This is a genomic window from Nitrospirillum goiasense (genome assembly GCF_034427435.1).
Lineage (GTDB): Bacteria > Pseudomonadota > Alphaproteobacteria > Azospirillales > Azospirillaceae > Nitrospirillum.
In genome coordinates this window covers 2,470,455-2,492,441 of record NZ_JAXQNP010000002.1, presented here as the reverse complement: position 1 = coordinate 2,492,441, position 21,987 = coordinate 2,470,455, and the positions used below count along the sequence as shown (strand labels likewise).

21 protein-coding genes are annotated in these 21,987 nt (G+C 66.9%); 12 read left to right on the top strand and 9 right to left on the bottom strand.

Annotation, left to right across the window (positions count from 1 at the left end):
• Positions 1-251: 251 nt before the first annotated feature.
• Positions 252-2,588 carry an Orn/Lys/Arg family decarboxylase gene (locus ULB03_RS13965; RefSeq protein WP_322483687.1) on the top strand — a complete coding sequence of 779 codons (2,337 nt, stop codon included), beginning with the start codon at positions 252-254 and terminating at the stop codon, positions 2,586-2,588.
• A gap of 11 nt (positions 2,589-2,599) precedes the next feature.
• Positions 2,600-3,259, top strand: a complete 660-nt coding sequence (locus tag ULB03_RS13960) for a GNAT family N-acetyltransferase (RefSeq protein ID WP_322483686.1) — start codon at positions 2,600-2,602, stop codon at positions 3,257-3,259.
• A 21-nt stretch (positions 3,260-3,280) separates the two neighbouring features.
• Here ULB03_RS13960 and ULB03_RS13955 read toward each other — a convergent pair whose 3' ends face one another.
• Positions 3,281-3,751: a hypothetical protein gene (locus tag ULB03_RS13955; RefSeq protein ID WP_322483685.1), complete on the bottom strand. Its 471-nt coding sequence runs from the start codon at positions 3,749-3,751 to the stop codon at positions 3,281-3,283.
• A 274-nt stretch (positions 3,752-4,025) separates the two neighbouring features.
• Here ULB03_RS13955 and ULB03_RS13950 point away from each other — a divergent pair, with 274 nt between their 5' ends.
• Positions 4,026-4,778, top strand: a complete 753-nt coding sequence (locus ULB03_RS13950; RefSeq protein WP_322483684.1) for a FadR/GntR family transcriptional regulator — start codon at positions 4,026-4,028, stop codon at positions 4,776-4,778.
• A 24-nt stretch (positions 4,779-4,802) separates the two neighbouring features.
• Here ULB03_RS13950 and ULB03_RS13945 read toward each other — a convergent pair whose 3' ends face one another.
• Both ULB03_RS13945 and ULB03_RS13940 read right to left on the bottom strand, forming a co-directional pair.
• Positions 4,803-5,630, bottom strand: coding sequence for a glycoside hydrolase family 3 C-terminal domain-containing protein (locus ULB03_RS13945; RefSeq protein WP_322483683.1), 828 nt, complete (start codon positions 5,628-5,630; stop codon positions 4,803-4,805).
• On the bottom strand, positions 5,591-7,513 hold the full coding sequence (locus ULB03_RS13940) for a glycoside hydrolase family 3 N-terminal domain-containing protein (protein ID WP_322483682.1): 1,923 nt from the start codon (positions 7,511-7,513) through the stop codon (positions 5,591-5,593). Before ULB03_RS13940 ends, ULB03_RS13945 begins: the two co-directional genes overlap by 40 nt.
• A 337-nt stretch (positions 7,514-7,850) precedes the next feature.
• On the opposite strand from ULB03_RS13940, the gene ULB03_RS13935 reads away from it, so the two are divergent.
• From ULB03_RS13935 to ULB03_RS13920, 4 genes are all read left to right on the top strand, one after another.
• The gene (locus ULB03_RS13935) at positions 7,851-8,924 is read left to right on the top strand and encodes an alpha/beta hydrolase (RefSeq protein ID WP_322483681.1); all 1,074 of its coding nucleotides are present in this window, start codon (positions 7,851-7,853) and stop codon (positions 8,922-8,924) included.
• A 438-nt stretch (positions 8,925-9,362) separates the two neighbouring features.
• Positions 9,363-9,761 carry a nuclear transport factor 2 family protein gene (locus ULB03_RS13930; protein ID WP_322483680.1) on the top strand — a complete coding sequence of 133 codons (399 nt, stop codon included), beginning with the start codon at positions 9,363-9,365 and terminating at the stop codon, positions 9,759-9,761.
• Between the two features lie 44 nt (positions 9,762-9,805).
• Complete coding sequence (locus tag ULB03_RS13925) at positions 9,806-10,165, top strand: ArsC family reductase (RefSeq protein WP_322483679.1); 360 nt, start codon at positions 9,806-9,808, stop codon at positions 10,163-10,165.
• Between the two features lie 198 nt (positions 10,166-10,363).
• Positions 10,364-10,558 carry a hypothetical protein gene (locus ULB03_RS13920; protein ID WP_322483678.1) on the top strand — a complete coding sequence of 65 codons (195 nt, stop codon included), beginning with the start codon at positions 10,364-10,366 and terminating at the stop codon, positions 10,556-10,558.
• 140 nt (positions 10,559-10,698) lie between these two features.
• Here ULB03_RS13920 and ULB03_RS13915 read toward each other — a convergent pair whose 3' ends face one another.
• Complete coding sequence (locus ULB03_RS13915; protein ID WP_322483677.1) at positions 10,699-11,736, bottom strand: hypothetical protein; 1,038 nt, start codon at positions 11,734-11,736, stop codon at positions 10,699-10,701.
• 729 nt (positions 11,737-12,465) lie between these two features.
• Between ULB03_RS13915 and ULB03_RS13910 the strand changes: the two genes are divergently transcribed.
• Positions 12,466-12,738 carry a hypothetical protein gene (locus ULB03_RS13910; RefSeq protein WP_322483676.1) on the top strand — a complete coding sequence of 91 codons (273 nt, stop codon included), beginning with the start codon at positions 12,466-12,468 and terminating at the stop codon, positions 12,736-12,738.
• Between the two features lie 15 nt (positions 12,739-12,753).
• Here ULB03_RS13910 and ULB03_RS13905 read toward each other — a convergent pair whose 3' ends face one another.
• Positions 12,754-13,728: an ROK family protein gene (locus ULB03_RS13905; RefSeq protein ID WP_322483675.1), complete on the bottom strand. Its 975-nt coding sequence runs from the start codon at positions 13,726-13,728 to the stop codon at positions 12,754-12,756.
• Between the two features lie 275 nt (positions 13,729-14,003).
• On the opposite strand from ULB03_RS13905, the gene ULB03_RS13900 reads away from it, so the two are divergent.
• The 3 genes from ULB03_RS13900 to ULB03_RS13890 all read left to right on the top strand — a co-directional run bounded on the left by ULB03_RS13900 (position 14,004) and on the right by ULB03_RS13890 (position 16,675).
• Complete coding sequence (locus tag ULB03_RS13900) at positions 14,004-14,738, top strand: hypothetical protein (protein WP_322483674.1); 735 nt, start codon at positions 14,004-14,006, stop codon at positions 14,736-14,738.
• Positions 14,739-14,945: 207 nt separating this feature from the next.
• Positions 14,946-15,260, top strand: a complete 315-nt coding sequence (locus ULB03_RS13895; protein ID WP_322483673.1) for a hypothetical protein — start codon at positions 14,946-14,948, stop codon at positions 15,258-15,260.
• A 341-nt stretch (positions 15,261-15,601) separates the two neighbouring features.
• A complete protein-coding gene (locus ULB03_RS13890) occupies positions 15,602-16,675 on the top strand; it encodes an OmpA family protein (RefSeq protein WP_322483672.1) in 1,074 nt (357 codons plus the stop codon).
• 219 nt (positions 16,676-16,894) lie between these two features.
• Here the strand turns inward: ULB03_RS13890 and ULB03_RS13885 are convergent, their stop codons facing one another.
• On the bottom strand, positions 16,895-17,557 hold the full coding sequence (locus ULB03_RS13885; RefSeq protein ID WP_322483671.1) for a response regulator transcription factor: 663 nt from the start codon (positions 17,555-17,557) through the stop codon (positions 16,895-16,897).
• 596 nt (positions 17,558-18,153) lie between these two features.
• Between ULB03_RS13885 and ULB03_RS13880 the strand changes: the two genes are divergently transcribed.
• On the top strand, positions 18,154-18,897 hold the full coding sequence (locus tag ULB03_RS13880) for a response regulator transcription factor (protein ID WP_322483670.1): 744 nt from the start codon (positions 18,154-18,156) through the stop codon (positions 18,895-18,897).
• A 291-nt stretch (positions 18,898-19,188) separates the two neighbouring features.
• Here ULB03_RS13880 and ULB03_RS13875 read toward each other — a convergent pair whose 3' ends face one another.
• The 3 genes from ULB03_RS13875 to ULB03_RS13865 all read right to left on the bottom strand — a co-directional run bounded on the left by ULB03_RS13875 (position 19,189) and on the right by ULB03_RS13865 (position 21,692).
• Positions 19,189-19,938, bottom strand: coding sequence for a protein phosphatase CheZ (locus ULB03_RS13875; RefSeq protein WP_322483669.1), 750 nt, complete (start codon positions 19,936-19,938; stop codon positions 19,189-19,191).
• Between the two features lie 71 nt (positions 19,939-20,009).
• Positions 20,010-20,876, bottom strand: a complete 867-nt coding sequence (locus ULB03_RS13870; RefSeq protein WP_322483668.1) for a 23S rRNA (adenine(2030)-N(6))-methyltransferase RlmJ — start codon at positions 20,874-20,876, stop codon at positions 20,010-20,012.
• A gap of 111 nt (positions 20,877-20,987) precedes the next feature.
• Positions 20,988-21,692: a transglycosylase SLT domain-containing protein gene (locus ULB03_RS13865; RefSeq protein ID WP_322483667.1), complete on the bottom strand. Its 705-nt coding sequence runs from the start codon at positions 21,690-21,692 to the stop codon at positions 20,988-20,990.
• Between the last annotated feature and the right edge of the window lie 295 nt (positions 21,693-21,987).

Below are 21,987 nucleotides of genomic sequence, written 5' to 3'. Positions count from 1 at the left end.
GCTGGCACGGCACCTCGGATGCGTCGAACAGACTGGCGCTGTCCCGACGCCGTCTGAAATTGGTTTCACATCCGATGATTAGCCGGGGGGCAGGGGCTGTCAAGCGGGCGTGCCGGCCGCCGACGTTGTCGCCGTCGGCGCCCCGGTGTGAACTTTCTTTGAAATTTCTTTTGTGACGGATGGCGGGACATGGTCCTTTCTCCACCCACGCCTGTTTCCCCACCCTGGCCAGTCCTTACGGAGCCATCGCCATGGACTTTTTCCGCCGCTTCAATTTCCTGGTCTGCGCCCCGGCCTTCGAGGCCGACGAGCTGGAGGGCACGCGGCTGCAGGACATCATCGTGGAGGTGGAGCGGCTGGGCTTCGAGGTGACCAAGGCCCGCCGTATCGAGGACGCGGAACTGGCCATCCGCACCGACGCCGCCATCGGCTGCATGGTGTTGGACTGGGGCAAGCGCGGGCCGGAAGGCAAGGCCGCGGCCCTGATCTCCCTGGTGCGCAGCCGCGGCCTGGAAATGCCCATCGTGCTGCTGGTCCGCCGCAAGCGGCTGGAAGACATCCCGATGGAAGTGATGCGGGAGATCGACGGCTACGTCTTCCTGGCGGAGGAAACGCCGCAATTCATCGCCAAGAACCTGATCAGCCGCCTGCGCCAATATGCTGAAACGCTGAAGACGCCCTTCTTCGGCGCCCTTGTCGACTATGCCGAGGAAGGCAACCAGCTGTGGACCTGCCCCGGCCACAACGGCGGCATCTTCTACAGCCGCAGCCCCATCGGCCGCATCTTCGTGGAGCATTTGGGCGAGGCCATCTTCCGCGACGACCTGGACAATTCGGTGGTCGACCTGGGTGACCTGCTGGTGCACGAGGGGCCGGCGCTGCGCGCGCAGAAGGAAGCGGCCAAGATCTTCGGCGCGGAGCGCACCTATTTCGTGCTGAACGGCACCTCCGCCTCCAACAAGGTGGTGCTGGGCGCCCTGGTGGCGGAGGATGATCTGGTCCTGTTCGACCGCAACAACCACAAGGCCGCCCACCATGGCGCCCTGCTCATGGGCCAGGGCACGCCCATTTTCCTGGAGACCGACCGCAACGCCCACGGCCTGATCGGTCCCATCGACTATGAGGCGCTGGACGAGGCGGCGATCCGCGAGAAGATCCGCACCCATCCCATGGTGAAGGACCCCGAGGCGTGGAAGAAGCCGCGCCCCTTCCGCGTGGCGGTGATCCAGCAATGTTCCTATGACGGCACCATCAACAACGCCGACCTGCTGGTGGAGAAGCTGGGCCCGCTCTGCGACTATATCCTGTTCGACGAGGCCTGGGCCGGCTTCATGAAGTTCCATCCCCTGTACCAGGGCCGCTATGGCATGGGGGTGAAGAACCTGGGCCCGAACAGCCCCGGCATCATCACCACCCAATCCACGCATAAGCAGCTGGCCAGCTTCAGCCAGGCCTCGCAGATCCATGTGAAGGACAAGCATATCGGCGACCAGGAGCGGCGGGTGGAACACCGCCGTTTCAACGAATCCTTCCTGCAGCACGCCTCCACCAGCCCGTTCTATCCCATCTTCGCCTCGCTGGATGTCGGCGCGCAGATGATGAAGGGCAAGTCGGGCGAGGTGCTGTGGGACGACACCATCCGCCTGGGCATCGAAATCCGCAAAAAGCTGCGCGCCATCGCCCGGGAGTTCATCGAGAAGGAGGGCGACGTCTCCCGGCAGTGGTTCTTCGACCCCTTCGTCCCCGACCTCACCCGCCTGGACGGCCGCGACGTGCGGTGGGAGGACGTGCCCACCGATGACCTGGCCCGCGACCCCAGCCATTGGATGCTGGAACCGGGGCGGTCCTGGCATGGGTACAAGCACCTGGGGCCGAACTATGCCATGACGGATCCCAACAAGCTGACCATCCTGACCCCCGGCTTCGACCGCCGCACCGGCGCCTATCTGGAACAGGGCGTGCCGGCCCCCGTGGTGGCGGAATACCTGCGCGAAAACCAGATCGTGCCGGAGAAGAACGACCTGAACTCCCTGCTGTTCCTGCTGACCCCGGGCGTGGAGAGCAGCAAGGCCGGCGGCTTGATGAGCGCGCTGATCTTCTTCAAGCGGCTGCATGACGACAACGCGCTGCTGGATGAGATCATGCCCGACTTCGTCCGCCGCCGCGCGCCGCGCTACAACGGTGTGCGCCTGGGCGACCTGTGCCGCGACATGCACAGCTTCTACCGCGATCACAACATCAGCGCCCTGCAGCGCCGCCAGTTCCGGCCGGAGCATCTGCCCGAGATGGCCATGCTGCCCCATGTCGCCGCCAAGCAGCTGGTGCGCAACAAGGTGGACTTCGTCACCCTGGACCAGTTGCCGGGCCGCATCGCCACCACCCTGATGCTGGTCTACCCGCCCGGGATCGCCACCGTGCTGCCGGGTGAGCGGCTGACGGAACGGGCGGCGCCCATGATCGAATATTTGAAGGTGTTCGAGCAGGCGACCAACCTGTTCCCCGGCTTCGATAACGAGATCCAGGGCGTGTATCGCAAGCTGGACCCCGACGGCCGCACCCGCTTTTATACCTACGTCGTCCGCGAATAAGGCCGCCGCCCATGAGCTTCATGCCCGACCGCGACCCCGCCACGGTTTCCGACGGCGGCCCCGGCCCAGCCGCCGCCTCCACCGTGATCGTCCGCACCTCGACCGAGGCGGATGTGGAGGCGATGTTGGCCATCTACACCCATTACATCAACCGGGGGATCGGCGATTACGAGCCCGAGCCTCTGGACGAGCACGACATCAAGCGCCGGCGCAAGAACATGCTGAACAAGCGGCTGCCCCATGTGGCGGCCGAACTGGACGGCGTGTTGGTTGGCTACGCCTATGCCGTGCCCTTCCGCAAGCGCCCGGCCTATCGCTACACGGTGAAGCACTCGATCTACGTGCATCCCGACCATCTGTCGCGGGGCATTGGCCGGCAGTTGATGCAGGTACTGATCGACGCCTGTGCCGCGGCCGGATACCGGCAGATGATCGGCTATATCGACGCGGAGAACACGCGGTCGCTGCAGATGCATGAAAGCTTCGGCTTCACGCGCGCTGGCTACCTGCCCTCCGTCGGGTACAAGTTCGGCCGCTGGACGGATTCCGTCCAGGTGATCCGCCCCTTGGGCGAGGGCAACACCACGCCGCCCATGCCGATGCCCAAGAAGGTGAAGGCGAAGCCGGCGGCGGCGGACCCGGCAACCCCGTCGCCGGATGCGGTGTCCTGAGGCCGCACACCGCGCGCCCGATCACTTCACCAGGGCGTTGTCGACGTCGCTGAAGTCACCCGGCACCGCGGACTGCTTGCAGGCGTAGCCGGGGCCCCATTGGACCAGGCCGTTCTTGCCCAGGATATAGGCCAGGTCCCATTGGCCCATCCTGCTGGCGCGGCAGGCGAGCAGGCCTTCCTCCAAGGTGGCCAGGGGCAGCAGCGTGCCATCGGCCTGCATGGCGCTGGTGATGGTGCTGAACTCACCTGGCACCCGGGACTGCTTGCAATCATAGCCGGGGCCCCATTGCACCAGGCCGTCCTTGCCGGCGATGTAGGCCAGGTCCCAGTTCCCCATCTTGTTGGCACGACAGATGGCCAAGCCTTCCTTGGCGGTCGCCAGCTTGATCTCTGCCGCCGTGGCGGTCTTGGCCGTTGCTGGCACTGACGCGGCCATGGCCACGGCGATCAGGCTGACGGCGTGGAAACACAATGCGTTCGTCATTTTCATGGGGGGCTGGATTCCGGCTTGGTTGGGAGGGGCGGCGCCGGACACAGCATGGGCCATGCCAACCCGCTACCCTTGCGTTCCCGTGGCTGCGGGCGTGCCCGGCCGGCTCTCGACATGCGTAGGACCGTGTCGGGCATGTCGGACATGTCCGGCGCCGGGCCCGAAGGGGCGGTGCGCGCTAACACATCCCTTGAAAGGTCGCCAAGGCTCGCGCGACCAAGACGAATACTTTAAAACTGGGCGATGATTGAACCAGCCGGGCGGAACCTGTCGCATGGATGAAATGATGGCCGGCCTGGCGCGCCTGGGCCGGGGGTCCCCCATAGGCCGGTTGCACGGCGCGTTGGCCCGGCAGTTGGGCATCGACATCGTCACCGGCCGCTACCAGCCGGGCGATGTGCTGGGCAACGAGATCGTCAATGCCGAGCGGATGAAGGTCTCCCGCTCCGCCTACCGTGAGGCGCTGCGCATCCTGGCGGCCAAGGGTCTGGTGGAAAGCCGGCCCAAGAGCGGCACCCAAGTTTGCGCCCGGTCGCGCTGGAACCTGCTGGATCCCGACGTTCTGGCCTGGCACTTCGCGGCGGAGCCCGGCAAGGACTTCATCTATAGCCTGTTCGAGCTGCGCCTGATCGTGGAGCCGGGCATCGCCGCCCTGGCGGCGGAACGGCGCACGGAGAGGCAGTTGGCCCGCATGACGGCGGCCCTGGACACCATGGACCGCCACACCCTGGCGACGGAGGAAGGGCAGGCCGCCGATGCCGACTTCCACGACACGCTGCTTGAGGCCAGCGGCAACCCGCTCATCGGGTCGCTGGCCGTCAGCATCGGTGCGGCGGTGCGGTGGAGCACCATCCACAAGCTGCGCGAGGGGGTGGTGCCGCACGAGCCCATTCCCCTGCACCGCCATGTCCTGGAGGCCGTCGCCGCCCGCGACGCGCAGGCGGCCCGCGACGCCATGCGCCGGCTGATCGATGAGGCGCTGCGGGACACGGCCCAGTCATTCAAGGCCCAATCGTTTAAGGCATAAAAGACCGGGCCGCGTCCCGCACTGTCACCGCTCGATGGCCAGCGCCGCCGTGGTGGCGAACTGCCCCTGCTGGCTGGGCACGCCGCTGTCCGGCTGGCCTGAACCGACGCTGACCTGGTAGGTGCCGGCCATGACCTGGCGCTCACCGTCGCGGGTGACGAAGCTGAGGTCGCGGGGCGACAGCTCGAACGACACCGTGCGGCTTTCGCCTGGCGCCAACGTCAGACGCTGGAAGCCGCGCAGCGCCAGGCGGGGCGCCCCCTCGAACGCCGGCGGCGTCAGGTACAACTGCGCCACCTCGTCGCCCGCGCGATCGCCGGTGTTGGTCACCGTGGCCGTCACCCGTACGCCGTTCTCCGCGCCGCCGTGCGTCGGCTGCACGGTCACCGGGCCGTAATCGAAGCGGGTGTAGGACAGGCCGAAGCCGAAGGGGTAGACGGCCTGGCCGGTGAAATAGCGATAGGTGCGGCCGGTCATGGCGTAATCGTCGAAGGGCGGCAGGTCGGCCACGCTGCGGTAGAAGGTCAGCGGCAGGCGGCCGGCCGGGTTGGTCTTGCCCGACAGCACGTCGGCGACGGCCAGGCCGCCCGCCTGGCCGGGATACCAGGCCTCCACGATGGCGGCGGCGTTGTCCTTGGCCCAGGACAGATCCAGCGGGCTGCCGTTCAGCAGGACGACTACCACCGGCTTGCCCGTGGCCTTGGCCGCCTGCAACAGGCGGCGCTGCTCCGACGGCAGGTCGAGGGAGGTCTTGTCGCCGCCGGCGAAGCCCTCGATCTGGCGCTTCATCTCCTCGCCCTCCAGGTCGGCGCTCAGGCCCACGGCGGCGACGATGACGTCGGCGTCGGCCACGGCCGCGGCCAGGTCGCCATCAGCGGTGGGGGGGCAGCGGTGGGGGTGGCAGCGGCGGTGGCGGGCGCCACCCGCTTCCACAGGAACTCCACGCCACCCATGCCGTGCACGTCGGTGGCGACGCGGATGGGATAGCGCTTGCCCTTTTCCAGGGTCACAGTTTCCAACTTGGGCAGGTCACCCCACAGCGGCGTGCCCAGGTCCACGCGGCGGCCGTCGAAGTCGAATTCACCGCCGGAGTATCCGGTCAGGCCCAGGCGGTAGGTGCCGGTTTCCGGCGGCACCAGGAAGCCCGTCCAGACCACGCGGTAATTCTCCGCCACCGCCTTCTGGTCATGGCCGCTGCCGCCCACCTGCGCCTCCACCCGCGTCACCGTCGGCTTGGACGCCACCTCCAGCGGCGGCATCCAGCCGAAAGGCGCGTCCGGCGGCGGCGCCTTCACCGCGCCGGTGGCGTTGAAATACTGCGCCTTTACGCCGGGCTTGCCGTCCGGCGTCACCAGGGCGGACGTGGGCACCGGGTCGCCGTCCATGACGGTCTCGTGGAAGGGGATGTGGGTGATGCGGGCGCCCGGCATCCCCTGGCGCAGGCCGTCCAGCACCGACACCGGCGGGGCCGACAGGGCCGAGGAATAATTGCCGCGCAGCACGCGGGTTGAATTGCCGTGCGGGCCGATGACCGCGACCTTGACGCCGGGCTTCAGCGGCAGCACGCCGTCGTTCTTCAGCAGCACCATGCTTTCGCCCGCGACCTTGCGCGCCAGCCGCTGATGCTCCGCCGTGCCGATGGCCTGGACGGGCACGTCCTGCTTGGGACGGTCCAGGCCGGGCAGGTCGCCGTTGCGGTAGCGGGCGGAGAACAGGCGCACCAGCGCCAGGTCGATGTCCGCCGTGCCGATCAGACCGCGTGTGTACGCCTCCTTGTAGCGGGCGGCCAGCCCGCCGCCGGCGCCGAACAGTGTGGCGACGTTGCACTCGTTGTCCACCCCGGCCTTCAGGGCGGCGGCCACCGCGGCGGCTTGGTCGGGCGCGTATTTGTGATTGTCGGCGATGTCCTTCACCGCGTCGCAGTCGGACACGACATAGCCGGTGAAGTGCCAGGCGCCCCGCAGGTGGTCCTTCAGCAGAAGGTCGCTGGCGCAGGCCGGCTGTCCGTCGATGCGGTTGTAGGCGCACATGATGGACCCGGCGCGCGCCTCCACGATGGCGGCGCGGAAGGCGGGCAGGTAGGTGTCCTCCAAGTCGTGCGGTGACACGTAGACGTTGGCGGCGTGGCGGGTCGATTCCGGGCCGCTGTGCACGGCGAAATGCTTGGGCGTCGCCACCACGTCGGGCAGGTCGGGGTTGGGGCCCTGCATGCCGCCGATGAAGGCGACCGCCAGGCGCGCCGTCAGATAGGGATCCTCGCCATAGGTTTCCTGGCCCCGGCCCCAGCGTGGATCGCGGTAGATGTTGATGTTGGGCGACCAGGTGTCCAGCCCGGTGCCGATGCGGCCCAGGTGGCCGGTGGCGCGCCCCAGGGTGTGCAGGGCGCGCACCTCCACGCTGACCGTCCCGGCCACATCGTGCACCAAGGGCGCGTCGAAGGTGGCGGCCAGGCCGATGGGCTCGGGGAAGTTGGTGGTGGGGACGGCACCGATGGCGCCGTGCAGCGACTCCGTCCACCAATTGTAGGCGGGGATGTCCAGGCGGGGGATGGCGGGCGCCACGTTGACCAACTGGCCCAGCTTCTCATCCAGGGTCATGCGGGCGACCAGGCCTTGCGCCTTTTGCCAAGCCTCGCTGACGGCCGATGAGGCGGGCTGGTCGGCCCGCACCTGCGGCGTTAGGGCGAAGAAGGCGGCGCTGAGCAGCAGCGCGCGCGTCAGGGGGCGATAACGCATTGTTTCCTTCCCATTCCTTGTTTTCTTCCTTGTTCCCATGGCGTCGACGATGAGGGCCGCCCAGGGCCAAACGAGGCTGTCGGGGAGCCGTGGGTCTGCCGTGGGCGCCTGTTCCATCCGCCCGCGTCATCACCTTGGCGCATCTTGACACCAAACCCAATACTCAGACAATTAATCATTGTTAGCGCTCACATTGCGCCAAGCATCCCCCATTCGCGTGGTGATGGGGCAAGAACGGGAGGATTCCGAACCAGGGGCAGGCGCCTCGGGTCATGAACGTCGGCCGCCGTCGAGGCGGCGCGGACGGCGACGAACAATTCCAAACAGGGAGGGACGAATGAGGAAGGCGGCTTACGGCCTGGTCGTGGCGATGGCGGCGTTGGTGGCGGGTGGTGGCCCATCCCAGGCGCAGGTGGCGACGGAGGCGCCGGCGGCGGTGCCGGGCGCGCGCCCGGTGACGGTGGAGCACATCCTGGTGCATGCCCCGACCTTGGAAGGGAACCTGGAGGGCGAGGCCGTGGACCGTGACGTCTATGTTCTACTGCCCCCCGGCTACGCCGCCAATCCGCACAAGCGCTATCCCGTGGTCTACGCCCTGCACGGCTATTCCATCGGCGCCGCTCAATGGATGGCCGAGATCCATGTCCCGCAGACGGTGGAGGGGGCCTACGCCCAAGGCGCGCGGGAGATGATCGTGGTGCTGCCGGACGCCAAGACGGTGCACAACGGCTCCATGTACTCCAGCTCCGTGACCACCGGCGATTTCGAGACCTTCATTTCCCGCGATCTGGTCGCCTATATCGACGGCCATTACCGCAGCATTCCCAAGCGGGAAAGTCGCGGATTGGCCGGCCATTCCATGGGCGGCTATGGCACCGCCCGCATCGGGATCAAACATGCCGACGTTTTCGGTGCGCTCTACATGCTCAGCCCCTGCTGCCTGTCGCCGCGCGCCCTGGGCCCGATCGACCCCAAGACCTGGACGCTGCTGGAAGGCGTGAAGGCCCCGGCCGACTCCGCTACCTTGCCTTTCATGGCGCGGGCGCAGTTGGCCACGGCCGCCGCCTGGTCCCCCAACCCCCACAATCCGCCCCTTTACCTCGACCTGCCGGTCAAGGAGGGGGAGCCGCGTCCGGACATCCTGGCCAAATGGGCGGCCAACGCGCCGCTGGCCTTCCTGGACCAGTATGTCGGGGCCTTGCGCCAATACCGGGCCATCGCCATCGACGTCGGCGACCAGGACAGCCTGAAGGTCGATGCCGGTAAATTGCATGAGGCGCTGGACAGCTACCGCATCGCCAACAGCTTCGAGATTTATCCCGGCACCCACACCAGCCATGTCGCCTTCCGCATCCAGGAACAGGTCATCCCGTTCTTCAGCCGCGCGCTGGACTTCAACGAGACGCCTTGACGCCCCTGCCCATGCGGGACTTGCGGTGGCCAGGCGGCGCTTGCCTGGGCGGGGGGCTGGCCACTACATTACTGCAACGATAGAGGGTGGAATGCGCGACAGGAACAGCAAGCGATGGGGGCTTGGCCGTGCGGCGTGGGTGCTGCTGACGGCGGCCGCCTTTCTTGCGGTCCTGTTCTGGGCGCGCACCGGCCCCTGGCACTCCTGACCGCCGTCACAGCGTTTTCTGGAAGAAGGCCACCACGTCGCCGTTGAACCGCTGGTGGAAGGCGGCGCGGTCGAAGCCGTCCTCGCTTTCACAGATGCGCGGGGCGGCCTTTCTTCGCCCGCGCCTTTCACCCCCGCTGGGAATAGTCGGCATGCCGAATCGGGGCGACGGATGGGCGGCGGCATGCCCGATAACGGGGTTACCAGCCCCCCTTTGAAGGATCGTCCATCATGTCCCTGTCCCCGTCTTCCCCGAGCCTGTCGCCGGCCCAAGTGGTGGACGGGCAACTCCGTGCCTACAATGCCAAGGACATCGATGCCTTCATGGCCTTCTGGGCGGATGACGCGCGGATCTACCAGCATCCCGACACCCTGCTGGCCAGTGGGGCGGCGGAGATCCGGGCCCGCCATCTCCTGCGCTTCCAGGAAGCCAACCTGCATGGCCGCCTGCTGCATCGCATGGCGGTGGGCGCCACCGTGGTCGACCATGAACTGGTGACCCGTACGTTTCCGGAGGGGCCGGGCACGGTGGAGGTGATAGCCATCTATGAGGTGGTGGCGGGCCGCATCAGCCGCGCCTGGTTCACCCTGGGAACGCCGCTGTTGGGCGAGGTGGCTCCGTTGGGCTAAAGGAAGCGCAGGTCATCATCACGCGAAACAAGGAGGCTCCGCCTGTGCCCGTCACCCTGTATGGCATCAAGAACTGCGACACGATGAAAAAGGCCCGCGACTGGCTGGCCCAGCGCGACATCGACTTTGCCTTCCATGACTATAAGGCCACGGGCATCGACCAGGCCCGGCTGGAGGCCTGGTGCGCCGCGCTGGGATGGGAGACGGTGCTGAACCGTGCCGGAACCACCTTCCGCGCACTGCCGGAAGCGGCGCGCCAAGACCTGGACGCGGCCAAGGCCGTGGCCCTGATGCAGGCCCAGCCCTCCATGATCAAGCGCCCGATTCTGGACCTCGACGGCACGTTGATGGCTGGGTTCAAGCCGGAACGGTATGAGCAGGCATTCGCCGCCGCCGGGCGCTAACCTCGGCGGACTCCATTCCTGGGGGCTGCCATGCCGCCTCGCCCCCAGGGATGGCGTGTTCTCTTTATGAGTCCAAAAAAGGAACAAGAAAAGAACATTTCCGCTTGTCGTTCCCAGAACGTTCTGGCAACACTATGCCCATGAACGGCTGGGCGCGCAAAAGCGCCGGCCCCGGATAGACAAACGGTGGAGGGGTAAATGGCGTACATTGCGGTCCACGACACGATGCACGGTGTCGGCTTTGCCCCGAAATCAGCCCTGCTGCGCCGCCGCGCGCTGGGGCGCGCCGGCGCCAACGGCGGCCGGCTGGTGCGGGATTTCCTGGCGTTGGCCAGCCTGTTCGCCACCCTCTACGGCGCGGTGTTGATCCTTGGCGCGGCCATGGGCGGCTGACACCACCCGCCGGCCGGCATGGGCTTCCTTAAAAGAACGGCGTTGGCCTAATCGAAACACCCCGCCCGGGTTTCCCTGGGCGGGGTGTTGTTACATTCGCGCTTATTCGGCGGTGAGGGGCGGGGCCAAGGTCCAATCCCTCAGCGGCGCTGGGCCCGGTGGTAGGGGATCGGAATGGGCCGGGCCGCATGTTCTTCCTTGCGGCTGGCGGACATCTCGATCTCCATGCGGGCGATCACCTTGCGCAGTTCGTGCAGCGCGTCGGTCAGGCCTTGCATGCCGCCCTCGGGGTTGGCCTTCCAGGCGGTGTAGGCCTCGGCGCTGCGCTGGGCGGCGGCGGTCATGCGCTGGTCGGCCGGCTCGGTGGGCGTGTCGGCGGCTTCCAGACGGGCGGCGTTACGTTGCTGCTGGCGATACGGGTATTCCGACCCCACCGGGCGGTCGCCGCCATAGGGGCGATCCAGCAACTGATCCATGGTGTCCGTCTCGACCGGGGCGCGGGACGGCTGACGGTCGCCGTACGGACGCTGACCCTGGCTGACCGCCGGCGGCTGGCTGCGTTCCTGCGCGGCGTTCGCGACGGCCGCGCCGGTCAGGGTGCGGCGCTCGCCGCGCTGCTGACGGTCGCCGAAGCGGTCGCTCCGGGGTTGCTCCCCCTCACCGCGGGGTTCGCGGTCGGTGCGGGGTTCCCGGCCCTCGTAGGACCGGCCTTCCTGCGAGCGGCCCTCCTGCGTGCGACCATGACGATCGCCACGGGCGGGGCGGTCGCCACCGGCGCGCGGCGCGCGGTGCGGCTGCTCCGGGGCGGGGGCCATCGCCACGGGGGAGGTGGGGGCCACGGGGGCGGTGGGGGCCACGGGCGCCTCAGCCAACGTCGGCTGTTCCAGCGGCAGGACGGGGGACTGGTCCGCAACGTCGGCGGCGGGCGCCTCCGCCTTCGGAGCCTTCACCGCCTTCGGGGCCGGTGCGGCCTCGGCGGCCGGCGCGTCGCCACCCTCGCTGGGCTGCGCCGTTTCGGCCTTGCGCACGATGTAGGAAATGGCGCTGGGCGTGCAGTCGAATTCACGCGCGATGGCCGACAGCGTGGCACCGGCCCGATACCGTTCCAGGATGGACGGCCATGCGGACTGCGGGATACGGCCACGGCGCTTCGGGGCGTCGCCATCGGCTTCCTTCACGGCACCTTCCTCACTCTGTATGTCGCTAGGCTGCCACAGGGGCTCTTGGGTCATATCTGTCACACATCATCAAAAGGCCGGCAGCCGACGATGGGGGCTGACCCGGCAGTCACGGACGGATGTACGCAAGGCGCGCCTGAGATACGGACCAAAGTCCGCCGCCATGGCGTTCCCTGATGTCGCCGCCGTTCCTTTACGACTGGCGGGCCACACCTTTAAAAGGCGATATTCAAAACCCTGAAGTATTCGATAGTCTTTGCAAAAAAGACCAAGAATACCAACGTCACGCCATACGGGTTGCCGCCCGAAGGGCGTCGACGCCAGGTTTATGAAAATCCGTTTGAACTGAAGTGCCGGGTCGCCGTTGCGAATGTCCGCCAGGGCTGGCCAATGACACCCAAGTCCTGACCTTTATTTAAAAGAAAATCCCCGGACTGCAAGCGCTGATTCTGCGGTTGTCACTCTTTTTTAAAAACCCAACCACCGACTCGCCCACAACCCTCCGGATGCCCCTGGCGAAGGCCCATGGTGAGCCCCCTGTCGGCGGGGCGGCCTAGACGGAAAGGACGCGTTCCGGGGCTTGCCCTGGGGGTGGGCCGCCATTTCCGTCGCCCCACTCCCGTCGCCCGGGCCCAGTCCGCGCCCCGACGCACCGTGCGGTGGGCGACTCAGGTGAAAATTGGCCCGGCGGCCTTGTCGGGTGCGGTCGGCGCTGTTATGCCCTGACCCATGACCAAACGACCTTCCGCGTTCCGTTCCAGCCCCGTCCGCCCCGGCGGCAAGCGCTGCGGCGGGGGCATGCCGTCGCGCCCCGCTCCACGGTCGTCCGTTCCCGCGTCGGCCCGGCTGACGCCCAAGGCCCGCCTGCACATGGTGGCGGCCGGCTTGGTCATCGCGGGGGCGGTGCTGATCCTCGCGTCGCCCGCGCTGTGGGCGGCCATCCTCGCCCTGGCGCTGTTCGCGGGGGCGGCCGGAACCTTGGTCCTGGCGCGCCGGGCGTGACCGTTCGCGGATCTGTCAGCGCGGGACGGGCCAAAGCCAGGCCGCGCCACGCACGCCGCTGGAATCGCCGTGGCGTGCCGGTCGCACCGGCGTCGTGACATCGGGGGAGAAGCACCACGCGGCCAGGCGCCCGGGCAGTCGCTGATACAAATGGGTCATGTTGGACAAGCCGCCGCCCAGGACGATGACATCCGGGTCCAGCAGGTTCACCACCCCGGCCAAGCCCCGCGCCAGCCGGTCGACATGGCGATCCAATGTCGCCTGTGCCGCCGCGTCACCCGCCGCGGCCAGGGCGGCGATCTCGACGGCCGGCAGGGTGAGGCCGGTGGCCCGGGCATGGTCCTGCGCGAGGCCGGGGCCGGACAGCCAGGTTTCAAGACAGCCGCGCCGTCCGCAGTAGCAGTCCGGGCCGGGACGCTCATCCTCCCCATCCGGTGTCATGGGCGCTTGGGGCCAGGGCAGGGGGCTGTGGCCCCATTCCCCGGCGGCGGCATGCCGCCCGGTGATGATGCGCCCGTCGACCACCAGGCCGCCGCCGCAGCCGGTGCCCAGGATGGCGGCGAAGACGGTGCGGCAGCCGGCGCCCGCGCCATCCGCGGCCTCGGACAGGGCCAGGCAGTTGGCGTCGTTTTCCAAGCGCACCGGCCGGCCGATGCGCGCCGCCAGGTCACGGTCCAGGGGATGGCCGATCAACCAGGTGGAATTCGCATTCTTCACCAACCCGGTCAGGGGCGATATCGCGCCTGGAATGCCGATGCCGACACTGGCCACCATCGGGTGCGTGCTCGCCTGCGCGCCGCCGGTCGCCGGGGCGCTGACCGGCATGATCGCGCTGTCCAGCCAGGCCACCAGGCCCGCCACGGCTTCGATCGTCGCGCGGTAGTCGTCGCGTGGGGCGGGAATGCGGCGGCGGGCCAATTCCCGCCCGGTGTCATCCAGGGCCAGGCCCTCGATCTTGGTGCCGCCCAGGTCGATGCCGATGCGGGGCATGCGTTCTTCCTTTAATCTTGTCGGGCAATCCTCTCGGGGCGGCGGCGGAAATGGCCGTCGCTGGTGGCCGCAACCCTCCCTTATGGGCTATGCCGTGCCCCGACTCTTGCTCATGGTGGGCTTGGGGCGCTAAATGTACAAGATGTGGTGGATGCGGGGGCCTGATCGCGGGCGTTCCCCCAGGCCTTGACGGGCAGGGGGATGTCTTCATGGGGATGTGCCGCGCCGCCGCCACGATAATGACCGACCTTCCAATGAAGATGGAACCCCGCGCCATGACGCGTGCCCGTTTGTTCGCCGCCCCCCTTCTGTCCCTGGTGCTGGCTGTAACGGCTGTAGGCGCCCCCGCCTTCGCCGCCGATACGACGCCGGCGAAGAAGGCCGCCGCCACGTCCAAGAAGAAGGGCAAGGCCGCGCCGGAAAAGGCCGCCAAGACGCCTAAGGTGTCCGGCCCGTGCTATTCCCCGGCGGAGTTCGACGCCGAGCAGGCCATCCGCTTCCACACCCGCCTGATGGTCATCGGCCTGACCTGCCAGCAGCTGGGCGGCAACTACGAAGGCCTTTATGTGCGCTACAAGAAGTTCACGCTGGCGCACAAGACCCAGATCATCGCCTGGGAAGACGCGCTGATCGCGCGCTATCGCCGGACGTCCAAGGGCAACCCCAACCGCGCGCTCGATACCCTGCGGACCCATCTGGCCAATGAGATGTCGCAGCACATCGCGGCGGTTTCCACCGACGTGTACTGCGCCCAGCATGCCCCCAGCCTGGCGCAGGCCGAGCTGATGAGCGACGCGGACGTGGTGAAGGCCGTCACCAACGACGCCGTCATCCGCGTGTCCGAGCTGCCGCGCTGCGACCTGCCGCCGCCGGTCATGGTCGCCGCCACGGCCAGCGACCGCATCACGGGGCCCACGCCCGCTGTCGCCCCGGCCGTGTCCGCCGCCGCCCCCTCGGTCGCCCCCGCCGCCAAGGATGGTGCTGGCGCCGCCAGCGGCGCCTCGCATTAAGGATACCGCCACAGGTCATAGGGCCCTGCCCGGATACCCGGACGGGGCCCAATCGGCCAAGCCAGGTGGCGGATGGCTAAGGGATGGGTGACAAAGTAACGCTATGCCCTTAAGCGTGCTGGAAATCGTAATGCTCTGGGCTGTTTAATCCCGCCTGCAAGTCGGCGCCCTCCACGGGAGGCGCGCCCGATTAAAGGAGAACGGGTTATGCCCAGTACAGCAGCCCTCCGCGAGGACATGGATATTACTCCGGCCGGCGGTGGCAGCCTTGAATTTTTGACCGCCCATTCCCATGGGCGCCTCCAGGGCGTTGAGGCCGCGCGCCCGGCGCCGGCCCTGCCGGAACCCACGGCCTATGTCATTGAAATCGACGACGAGGCGGTGGGGCTGGTCACGTCCCATCCTCAGGGAGTGTCCTTCCACGCGGTGGACATGCGCGCCTCGGCGCTGGAGGGGCAAGTCTTCACCGACGCTGCGGCCGCTCGCGCTGCGGCAGAATCGGCTTTTTATGGTCGTGAATGACATTGGGGCTAACTAAAGCCCTAAGACCGTGCAATATGCGATATGCGGATGGCGCACCCGCTACTTATGCAAACCGCGCCCCTTGAAAAATCCTGCCTCAGTTTAACCTTAATTCCATCCGATTAACGGTCTGTCCCGATGGGCCGAACGGCGTAGCTCACAAGGCTGGGTTGCTCCCGCTTCGGTGTTGAAGGATTGAATTAACTCAGGACGTTGTCTAACCCTGCCTGACGGCGGGACAATCAAAGGCGCCACGTCCTGGCGCGAAGGGTAGTCTTAATTCAACTGAGGGTTCCTTCGGGAAGAACTAAACCCTCGGTCAGAAGGAGGAGAAAAGACGAATGAAACTCCGTCATTCATTACTGTGCGCGGTGTTCGCGCTCGGTCTGCCGGCCACCGCGCTGGCGCAGACCAACGAAGGCTATTACCTGGGTGCCCAGGCCGGTGTGAACTGGGCCGACAAGACCGACCTGAAGGGCTCGACCTACACGGACAAGGCTGACTTCACCACCTCCCCGACCGGCCTGGTCGAGGGTGGCTACAAGTTCGGCAATGGCGTCCGCGTCGGCCTGGAAGTGGGTTACGGCGGCAGCACCGTCGGCGACATCACTGGCGGTGGCCCGGGCCGCGCCGGCGGCGCCGGTGACGTGACCGCCCTGACCTTCATGGCGACCACCTACTACGAATTCAACGTCGACAGCCCGCTGCGTCCGTATGTCGGCGCCGGTATCGGTTTCGGCCGCTACAAGTTCGACGGCGTGGGCGACCTGTACACGCCGGGCCTGTCGGTGGAAACCTCCACCACCGCCTTCACCTACCAGCTGGCCGCCGGCGTCGCCTACGCGCTGAGCGACAACCTGGACTTCACCGTCGGCTACCGCTTCATGGGCACGCCGGAGACGACCTACGAGCCGTCGAACGCGCCGCGCTTCAAGGCCGGTTACCAGAACCACTCGGTCCTGGTCGGCCTGCGCTACACCTTCGGCGCCCCGCCGGCCCCGGCGCCGAAGCCGGCGGCCCCGGTCGTGGCCCCGCCCGCTCCTCCGCCCCCGCCGCCCCCGCCGCCCCCGCCGCCGGCTCCGTCCATTTCGCGGAACTTCACGGTGTTCTTCGACTGGGACAAGACGGACCTGTCGGCTGACGCCAAGACCGTTCTGGACAACGCCGCCAAGGACGCTGCCACCGGCCACATCACCAAGATTCAGGTCACGGGCTACACCGACCGTTCCGGTACGGATGCTTACAACCTGAAGCTCTCCATGCGCCGCGCCGAGGCTGTGAAGGCTTACCTGACGTCCAAGGGCGTCGGCGCCTCCATCGCCACCGACGGCAAGGGCGAGTCCGATCCGCTGGTCCCGACCGCGGACGGTGTGCGTGAGCCGTCCAACCGTCGCGCCGTCATCATTTTCCCCTGATCCAACAGGGAAACGGGTGACCGCCGGGCCAGGGGATGTCCTCTGACCCGGCAAGCCCGAGCATGATGAGGACGCTTCCGGATCGGTCCCTTGGGACTGGAGCCGGACGGTCGACAAAAGAAAGGGGCGCTACCCGGACCGGGTAGCGCCCCTTTCTTTTGGCGTGGGAAACGGGGACCGCCAGAAAGAATCAGGCCAAGGGACTCAGGGCCAAGGGACTCAGGTGAGGGGGCCGATGCCGCGCTGGATGGCCCAGACGGCGGCCTGGGTGCGGTTCTGCGCGCCGATTTTGCGCATCACGTTCTTGAAGTGCATCTTCACCGTGGACTCGGTGATCTCCAGCCGGCGGGCGATGGACTTGTTGGATTGGCCCGCCAGCAGGCAGCCCAGGATTTGGATTTCGCGGCGGGACAGATCCGCGGTGGCGGCCACCAGGTCCGCCGGGGTGGGGCCTTGCGGCTGCTGCGCTTGGGTCACCAGGGCCGTCGCGCGGGGCGGGAACACGGCGTCGCCGGCCAGGATCAGTTCCAGGGCGTCGCGCAGGGTGGCCACGCCGGATGATTTGGACAGGTGGCCGTCCATGCCGGAGAACAGGCCGGCCTTCAGCACCGAGTCACTGGTGTCCGAGGTCAGCACCGCGATTCGGGGCTGGGGGGCGGCCGCGCGCAGGCGTCGCAACTCGCTGGCGACGCGCGGCGGATCGATGCCCCACGGGTCGACCATGATCAAGTCCGGCGCCGGGATGTCCCGCAGCACCCGTATTGCTTCTTCGACCGAGGGCACGGGCGGTAACAGCTGGAAGCTGTCTTCCCCTAGCAATGTACCGAGCGCCGCCCCGAACAACTGATCCTGGTCGATCAGAAGAACGATGCGGGCCGTCATTGCCAATTCCCCCATGGTGATTGCTGTCTCCCCCACCGGAGACTGTTTATTAAAAATTTTACTAACATTGTCCCCGATACTCATGAAATGACGGCGCTAACCTGTTAACGGCTTATTCGCCCCATCGCTAGGTAATAGATCGCCAGTTCTATTGCGACAATCCTATGGGAAAGTGACCCTCAGCGCCATGTTTCTGTTGCGGCATGTCTGAAAACGGGTCACAGTCTATCACATCGCGAGATGGATCGTTTGGCCGACCGGGAATCGGAGGTCTGTTGGGGAGTACCCCGACGGAGATGGGGTTCCGGAGAAAAAAGGTTAGGCGCGCCCCATTTTGGCCGTGATCCGATGGTCATAATGGTGATGATGTCGCTAACCAGTCAGGGTCACGCGTTCATCGACAATGTCGGTATCAGGTGCCAAAAGGTATCGGTGTCGGCGGGCGATCATCACGGGGCGCATTCGCGTTCCTGATGCCCGATGAAGCGGTTTTAGATGGCCTGGGCCGGAAGTGGCCGGACTCGAACGTGGGGTTTCAGATGATGAGCATGACCGCGCGTTTTCCCGGGACTGTCAGCAGTCTAGCCGAGGATGGTTTGGAAAACGGAATCGCCGGTGTGGGCGCCTCGCCCCGCCACCGCACTTTTCTCGTCGTGGATGGCCAGGCCCTGGTGCGTCGTGGCGCTGCCCTGATGCTGACCAGCCAGTTCCCTGGCTCTTCGGCGCTTGAGGCCGGCACTGTGGAGGAGGCTTTGGCGCAGGCCATGTCCGCCCCCGGTATCGATCTCGTGCTGCTGGACCTGGACAGCCTGTCCGGCAGCCGGATCGAGGCGATCGCTCAGCTGACATCCGCGTTGGGCTCCGTGCCTGTCGTGGCGGTGTCCGCCGTGCAGGAGGGGGATGAGGTCATCGCCTCCATCCGTGCCGGTGCCCGCGCCTATGTTTTGAAGACCGGCCCGACCGAGGTGCTGGAGCGGACGCTGACCCTCATCCTGTCGGGTGAGAATTACGTGGCCATGCCGCGCCAGGCCCTGACCGCCGCTTTGGCGGGGGTGCGGGGCGCGTCGGGTCCCGCCATGGGGCAGGCGCCCGCTGGTCGCGAGGCCGCCTTGGCCGACCGCCTGACGGAACGCCAGCAGGATATCTTCCGCCTGATCCTGGCCGGTTGCTCCAACAAGGAAATCGCCCGCGAGTTGGGCGTGCTGGAAGGCACGGTCAAGGTTCACGTGCGCGCGGTCATGCAGAAGCTGGGCGCGAAGAACCGTACGCAGGTGGCCGTGGCCGCCGCGCGCAGCGGTTTTGGCAGCATGGCCTTCATGGCCGGCACGCTGACCAACTAGCGCATCACGTCAGATAGCCCAGGTCCACCAGGGGCCGGGGATACGGTGCAGGGGCCCTTTGGGCCCCTGTTGCCGTTTTCGGGCATCCGCTTAGAGTGCGGTCGCTTCAGATGGACTCATTGGAGCGTGAAGCGCACGACGGAACGAAGCTTAGAGTTTTCCTGACGCTTCACCGAAAGTCAGAAAAACTCTAAGCAAGACCCACTCGCCGCCGGTCGAACTCGGCCGGCCGATCTCGTTGGCCGGTTCGCTGGCATGAGACGAGTCTCATGCCGGGCGAGGCAGGGGGGATCAATCGAACAGCGCGTCGATATCCGCCTGTGAGATCGTCTGGCCGCCATTCTTGACCGGCCCGTGCAGTTCCAGGCCCTCATCATGCTTATGGATGGACGGGGGCAGGGGCATGGTCTCGAACTCCTTGGTGTTCCAGACCGACATCATGGCCTCCACCCGCTCCTCGATGAAGCTCAGGGCCTGCACCACCTTGGTGATGCGCTGGCCGGTGAGATCCTGGAAGTTACAGGCCTCGAAAATGCGCAGCGTGACTTCGTTCAGATCCTTCAGGCGGGAATTCTGATAGCCCTCCGGCAGCTGCGAGCGGACCTCGTTGACGATGTCGTCGATCTCTTCCGCCGCCTGGATGATGCTGTTGGTGGCGGCCTCGGTCGAGGCGACGACGGCGGTCAGCTGCTGGCTGGCCTCCATGAAGGTGTCGTCCTTGGCCAGCGGGTGGCGCAGGGCCGCCATTTCCAGCTTGGTCGCCTTGATGCGCCCGGCGATGTCGGCGATTTCGACGTGGATCGCCTCGATCTGGGTATGGTCGGTGTTCAGGAAGCGGTCCAGCTTCTGGCCCAGGTGCTGGATGGCCTCCATCACCTCCGACGTGTCCAGCCGGATCTCCTGCGCCGGGGTCAGGGGCGCCAGGCTGGCCGGGTTCAAGGCCGTGGATGACAGCGACAAGGAGTCAACGGTGCCGGGTTGCTCCTGAGCGCGCCGCTGCCGCTGTATCTCCGCCATGAAAGGCCGCTGACCGTTCGCCATCCGCAGGATCCTCTTTTCCCGTCTCGTCCACCTCTGTCGCTGTGGGGCGGCCTAACCTAAAGGCTATGTCCTTAGGCGGTACTTTCCCCGGCGACCCATTCAACATGGGCGATACCTTGGGTGAAGCCAAGGGCCTGATGCAGGGCGGGCAGCATTTGCTGCAAAGTTTCATCCAATTGCCAGGGCGGGTTCACCAGGATCATGCCCGAACCGTTCAGTCGATCCACCCGGCCGTCATCGTTCCAGGTCAGTTCCGCCGCCAAAATCTTGGGAATGCCGCTGTCTTCCAGCCGCTGATGCAGACGCCAGGAGACGGCCCGGTCCTTGATGGGATACCACAGGGCGTAGATGCCCGTGGGCCAGCGGCCGTGGGCCAGCGCCAGGCCGGCCACCAGGCGGTCGAAATCATCCGCCGCCTCGAACGGCGGGTCGATCAGCACCAGCCCGCGCTTTTCCTTGGGGGGAAGGTGGGCCTTCAGCGCGGTCCACCCATCCATGTGATGTACGGCCACCTGGCGGTCCCCGCGAAACACCTCTTTCAGCGTCCGCGCGTCCTCGGGGTGCAACTCCGCCAGGACCAGCCGGTCCCCGGGGCGCAGGAAGGCGCGGGCCAGGCAGGGGGAACCGGGGTAGGTGGTGATGGGGCCCGCCCCGGCGGCGGCGCGCACGGCGTCCAGGTAGGGGGCCAGGGTGGCGGCTGTCGTCGCATCCAGGTCACCGGCCTCGGCGGCCCGCAGCAGGCGCTGGATGCCCTGGGCGGCCTCTCCCGTGCGGGTGGCCTCATCCCCCGTCAGGTCGTAGCGGCCAATGCCGGCGTGCGTATCCAGCACGGCGAACGGACTGGCCTTGGCGGTGAGGCGGGTCATCAGCAGCGCCAGGATGGCGTGCTTCATGACGTCGGCCGGGTTTCCGGCGTGAAAAGCGTGGCGGTAGTTCATGGGCCGGGAGCATGCCAGCAAACCGACGTCAGCGGCAATCCCGGCGGCATTCCGGAAAAACAACAGGCCGCCTGGAGGCGGCCTGGTTCATCAACAGCAATGTCGGTGGGATCAGCCCACCGGTTCGCTGGTGGCGTTCTCGTAAACGCGGCGGGTGCGCGGCGTCACCGCGGTGCTGGTTTCATCCGAGCAGCCGTTGCCATCGATCAGCGAGGCGTTGACGGAGTTCAGGCTCACCAGGTTGCTGCGAACCTTGCAGGCATAGGCGTGCGCGGTCTTGCCGCTGCCGCCATTGTACCGCGCCACGGCGGCCGCCCAGCTACCGGCGGTGGCGCGCAGACGGGCCAGCATGCGGGCCGCGTACTGCACATTCTCCTTGGGGTCGACGATCTTTTCCACCGGGTGGAAGGCGGCCTTGTGGTCGGACAGCGACAGCTGCATGCAGCCGGCGGTCACATCCTGGCGCAGGTTGCCCTTGGGGTCGCGCAGGTACTTGGCGGCGGCGGTGGGGGTCGACACGAAATGGGCGGTGCCCTTGACGTTGACGGCGTACGCCTCGGAAGAGATCGACTGGCCGCTTTCCACCAAGGCCACGGCCAGCAGCAGACCGGACGGAACGCCGGCCTCCTTCTCCGCCTGCAGGATATGATCGAGGCACGCGGCGCCAGCGGGGGCGGCGCTCAGCAGGCCCAGGCCCATGAGCAGGCCGGCGATGGCGGTCTTGAAGGAACGACGGGCGGGACGGAAGGCGCTGTCTGAGACGGATTCTGACTCCCGGCTTAGAAGGGCGTCGCTCTGGCGGCGCGCGATCTGCATGAGAGTCCTCCATCATCGTCGGTGGCGTATCGGCCCAATGCCGTCACGTCCACAAGGCGTTTGTGCCGGTTTCCCGTGGCACATTCCCGCTGGCGGGCGGGTCATTCCGTCAGGTCACCGATACTCAGTGCGGTGACCGCTCCCTAACCGAATGGGTCAAACAGCCGGTGATGGATGTCCGTAAGGCCTATATCCATGCATCGGCCGCATAGCAATTGCAGACAAAACGCAGCAGGTCAATAAAAAATATGACCGGAGTGTGGCGCGCTTGCCACGCCGTCGCGCTGTCAGCCGG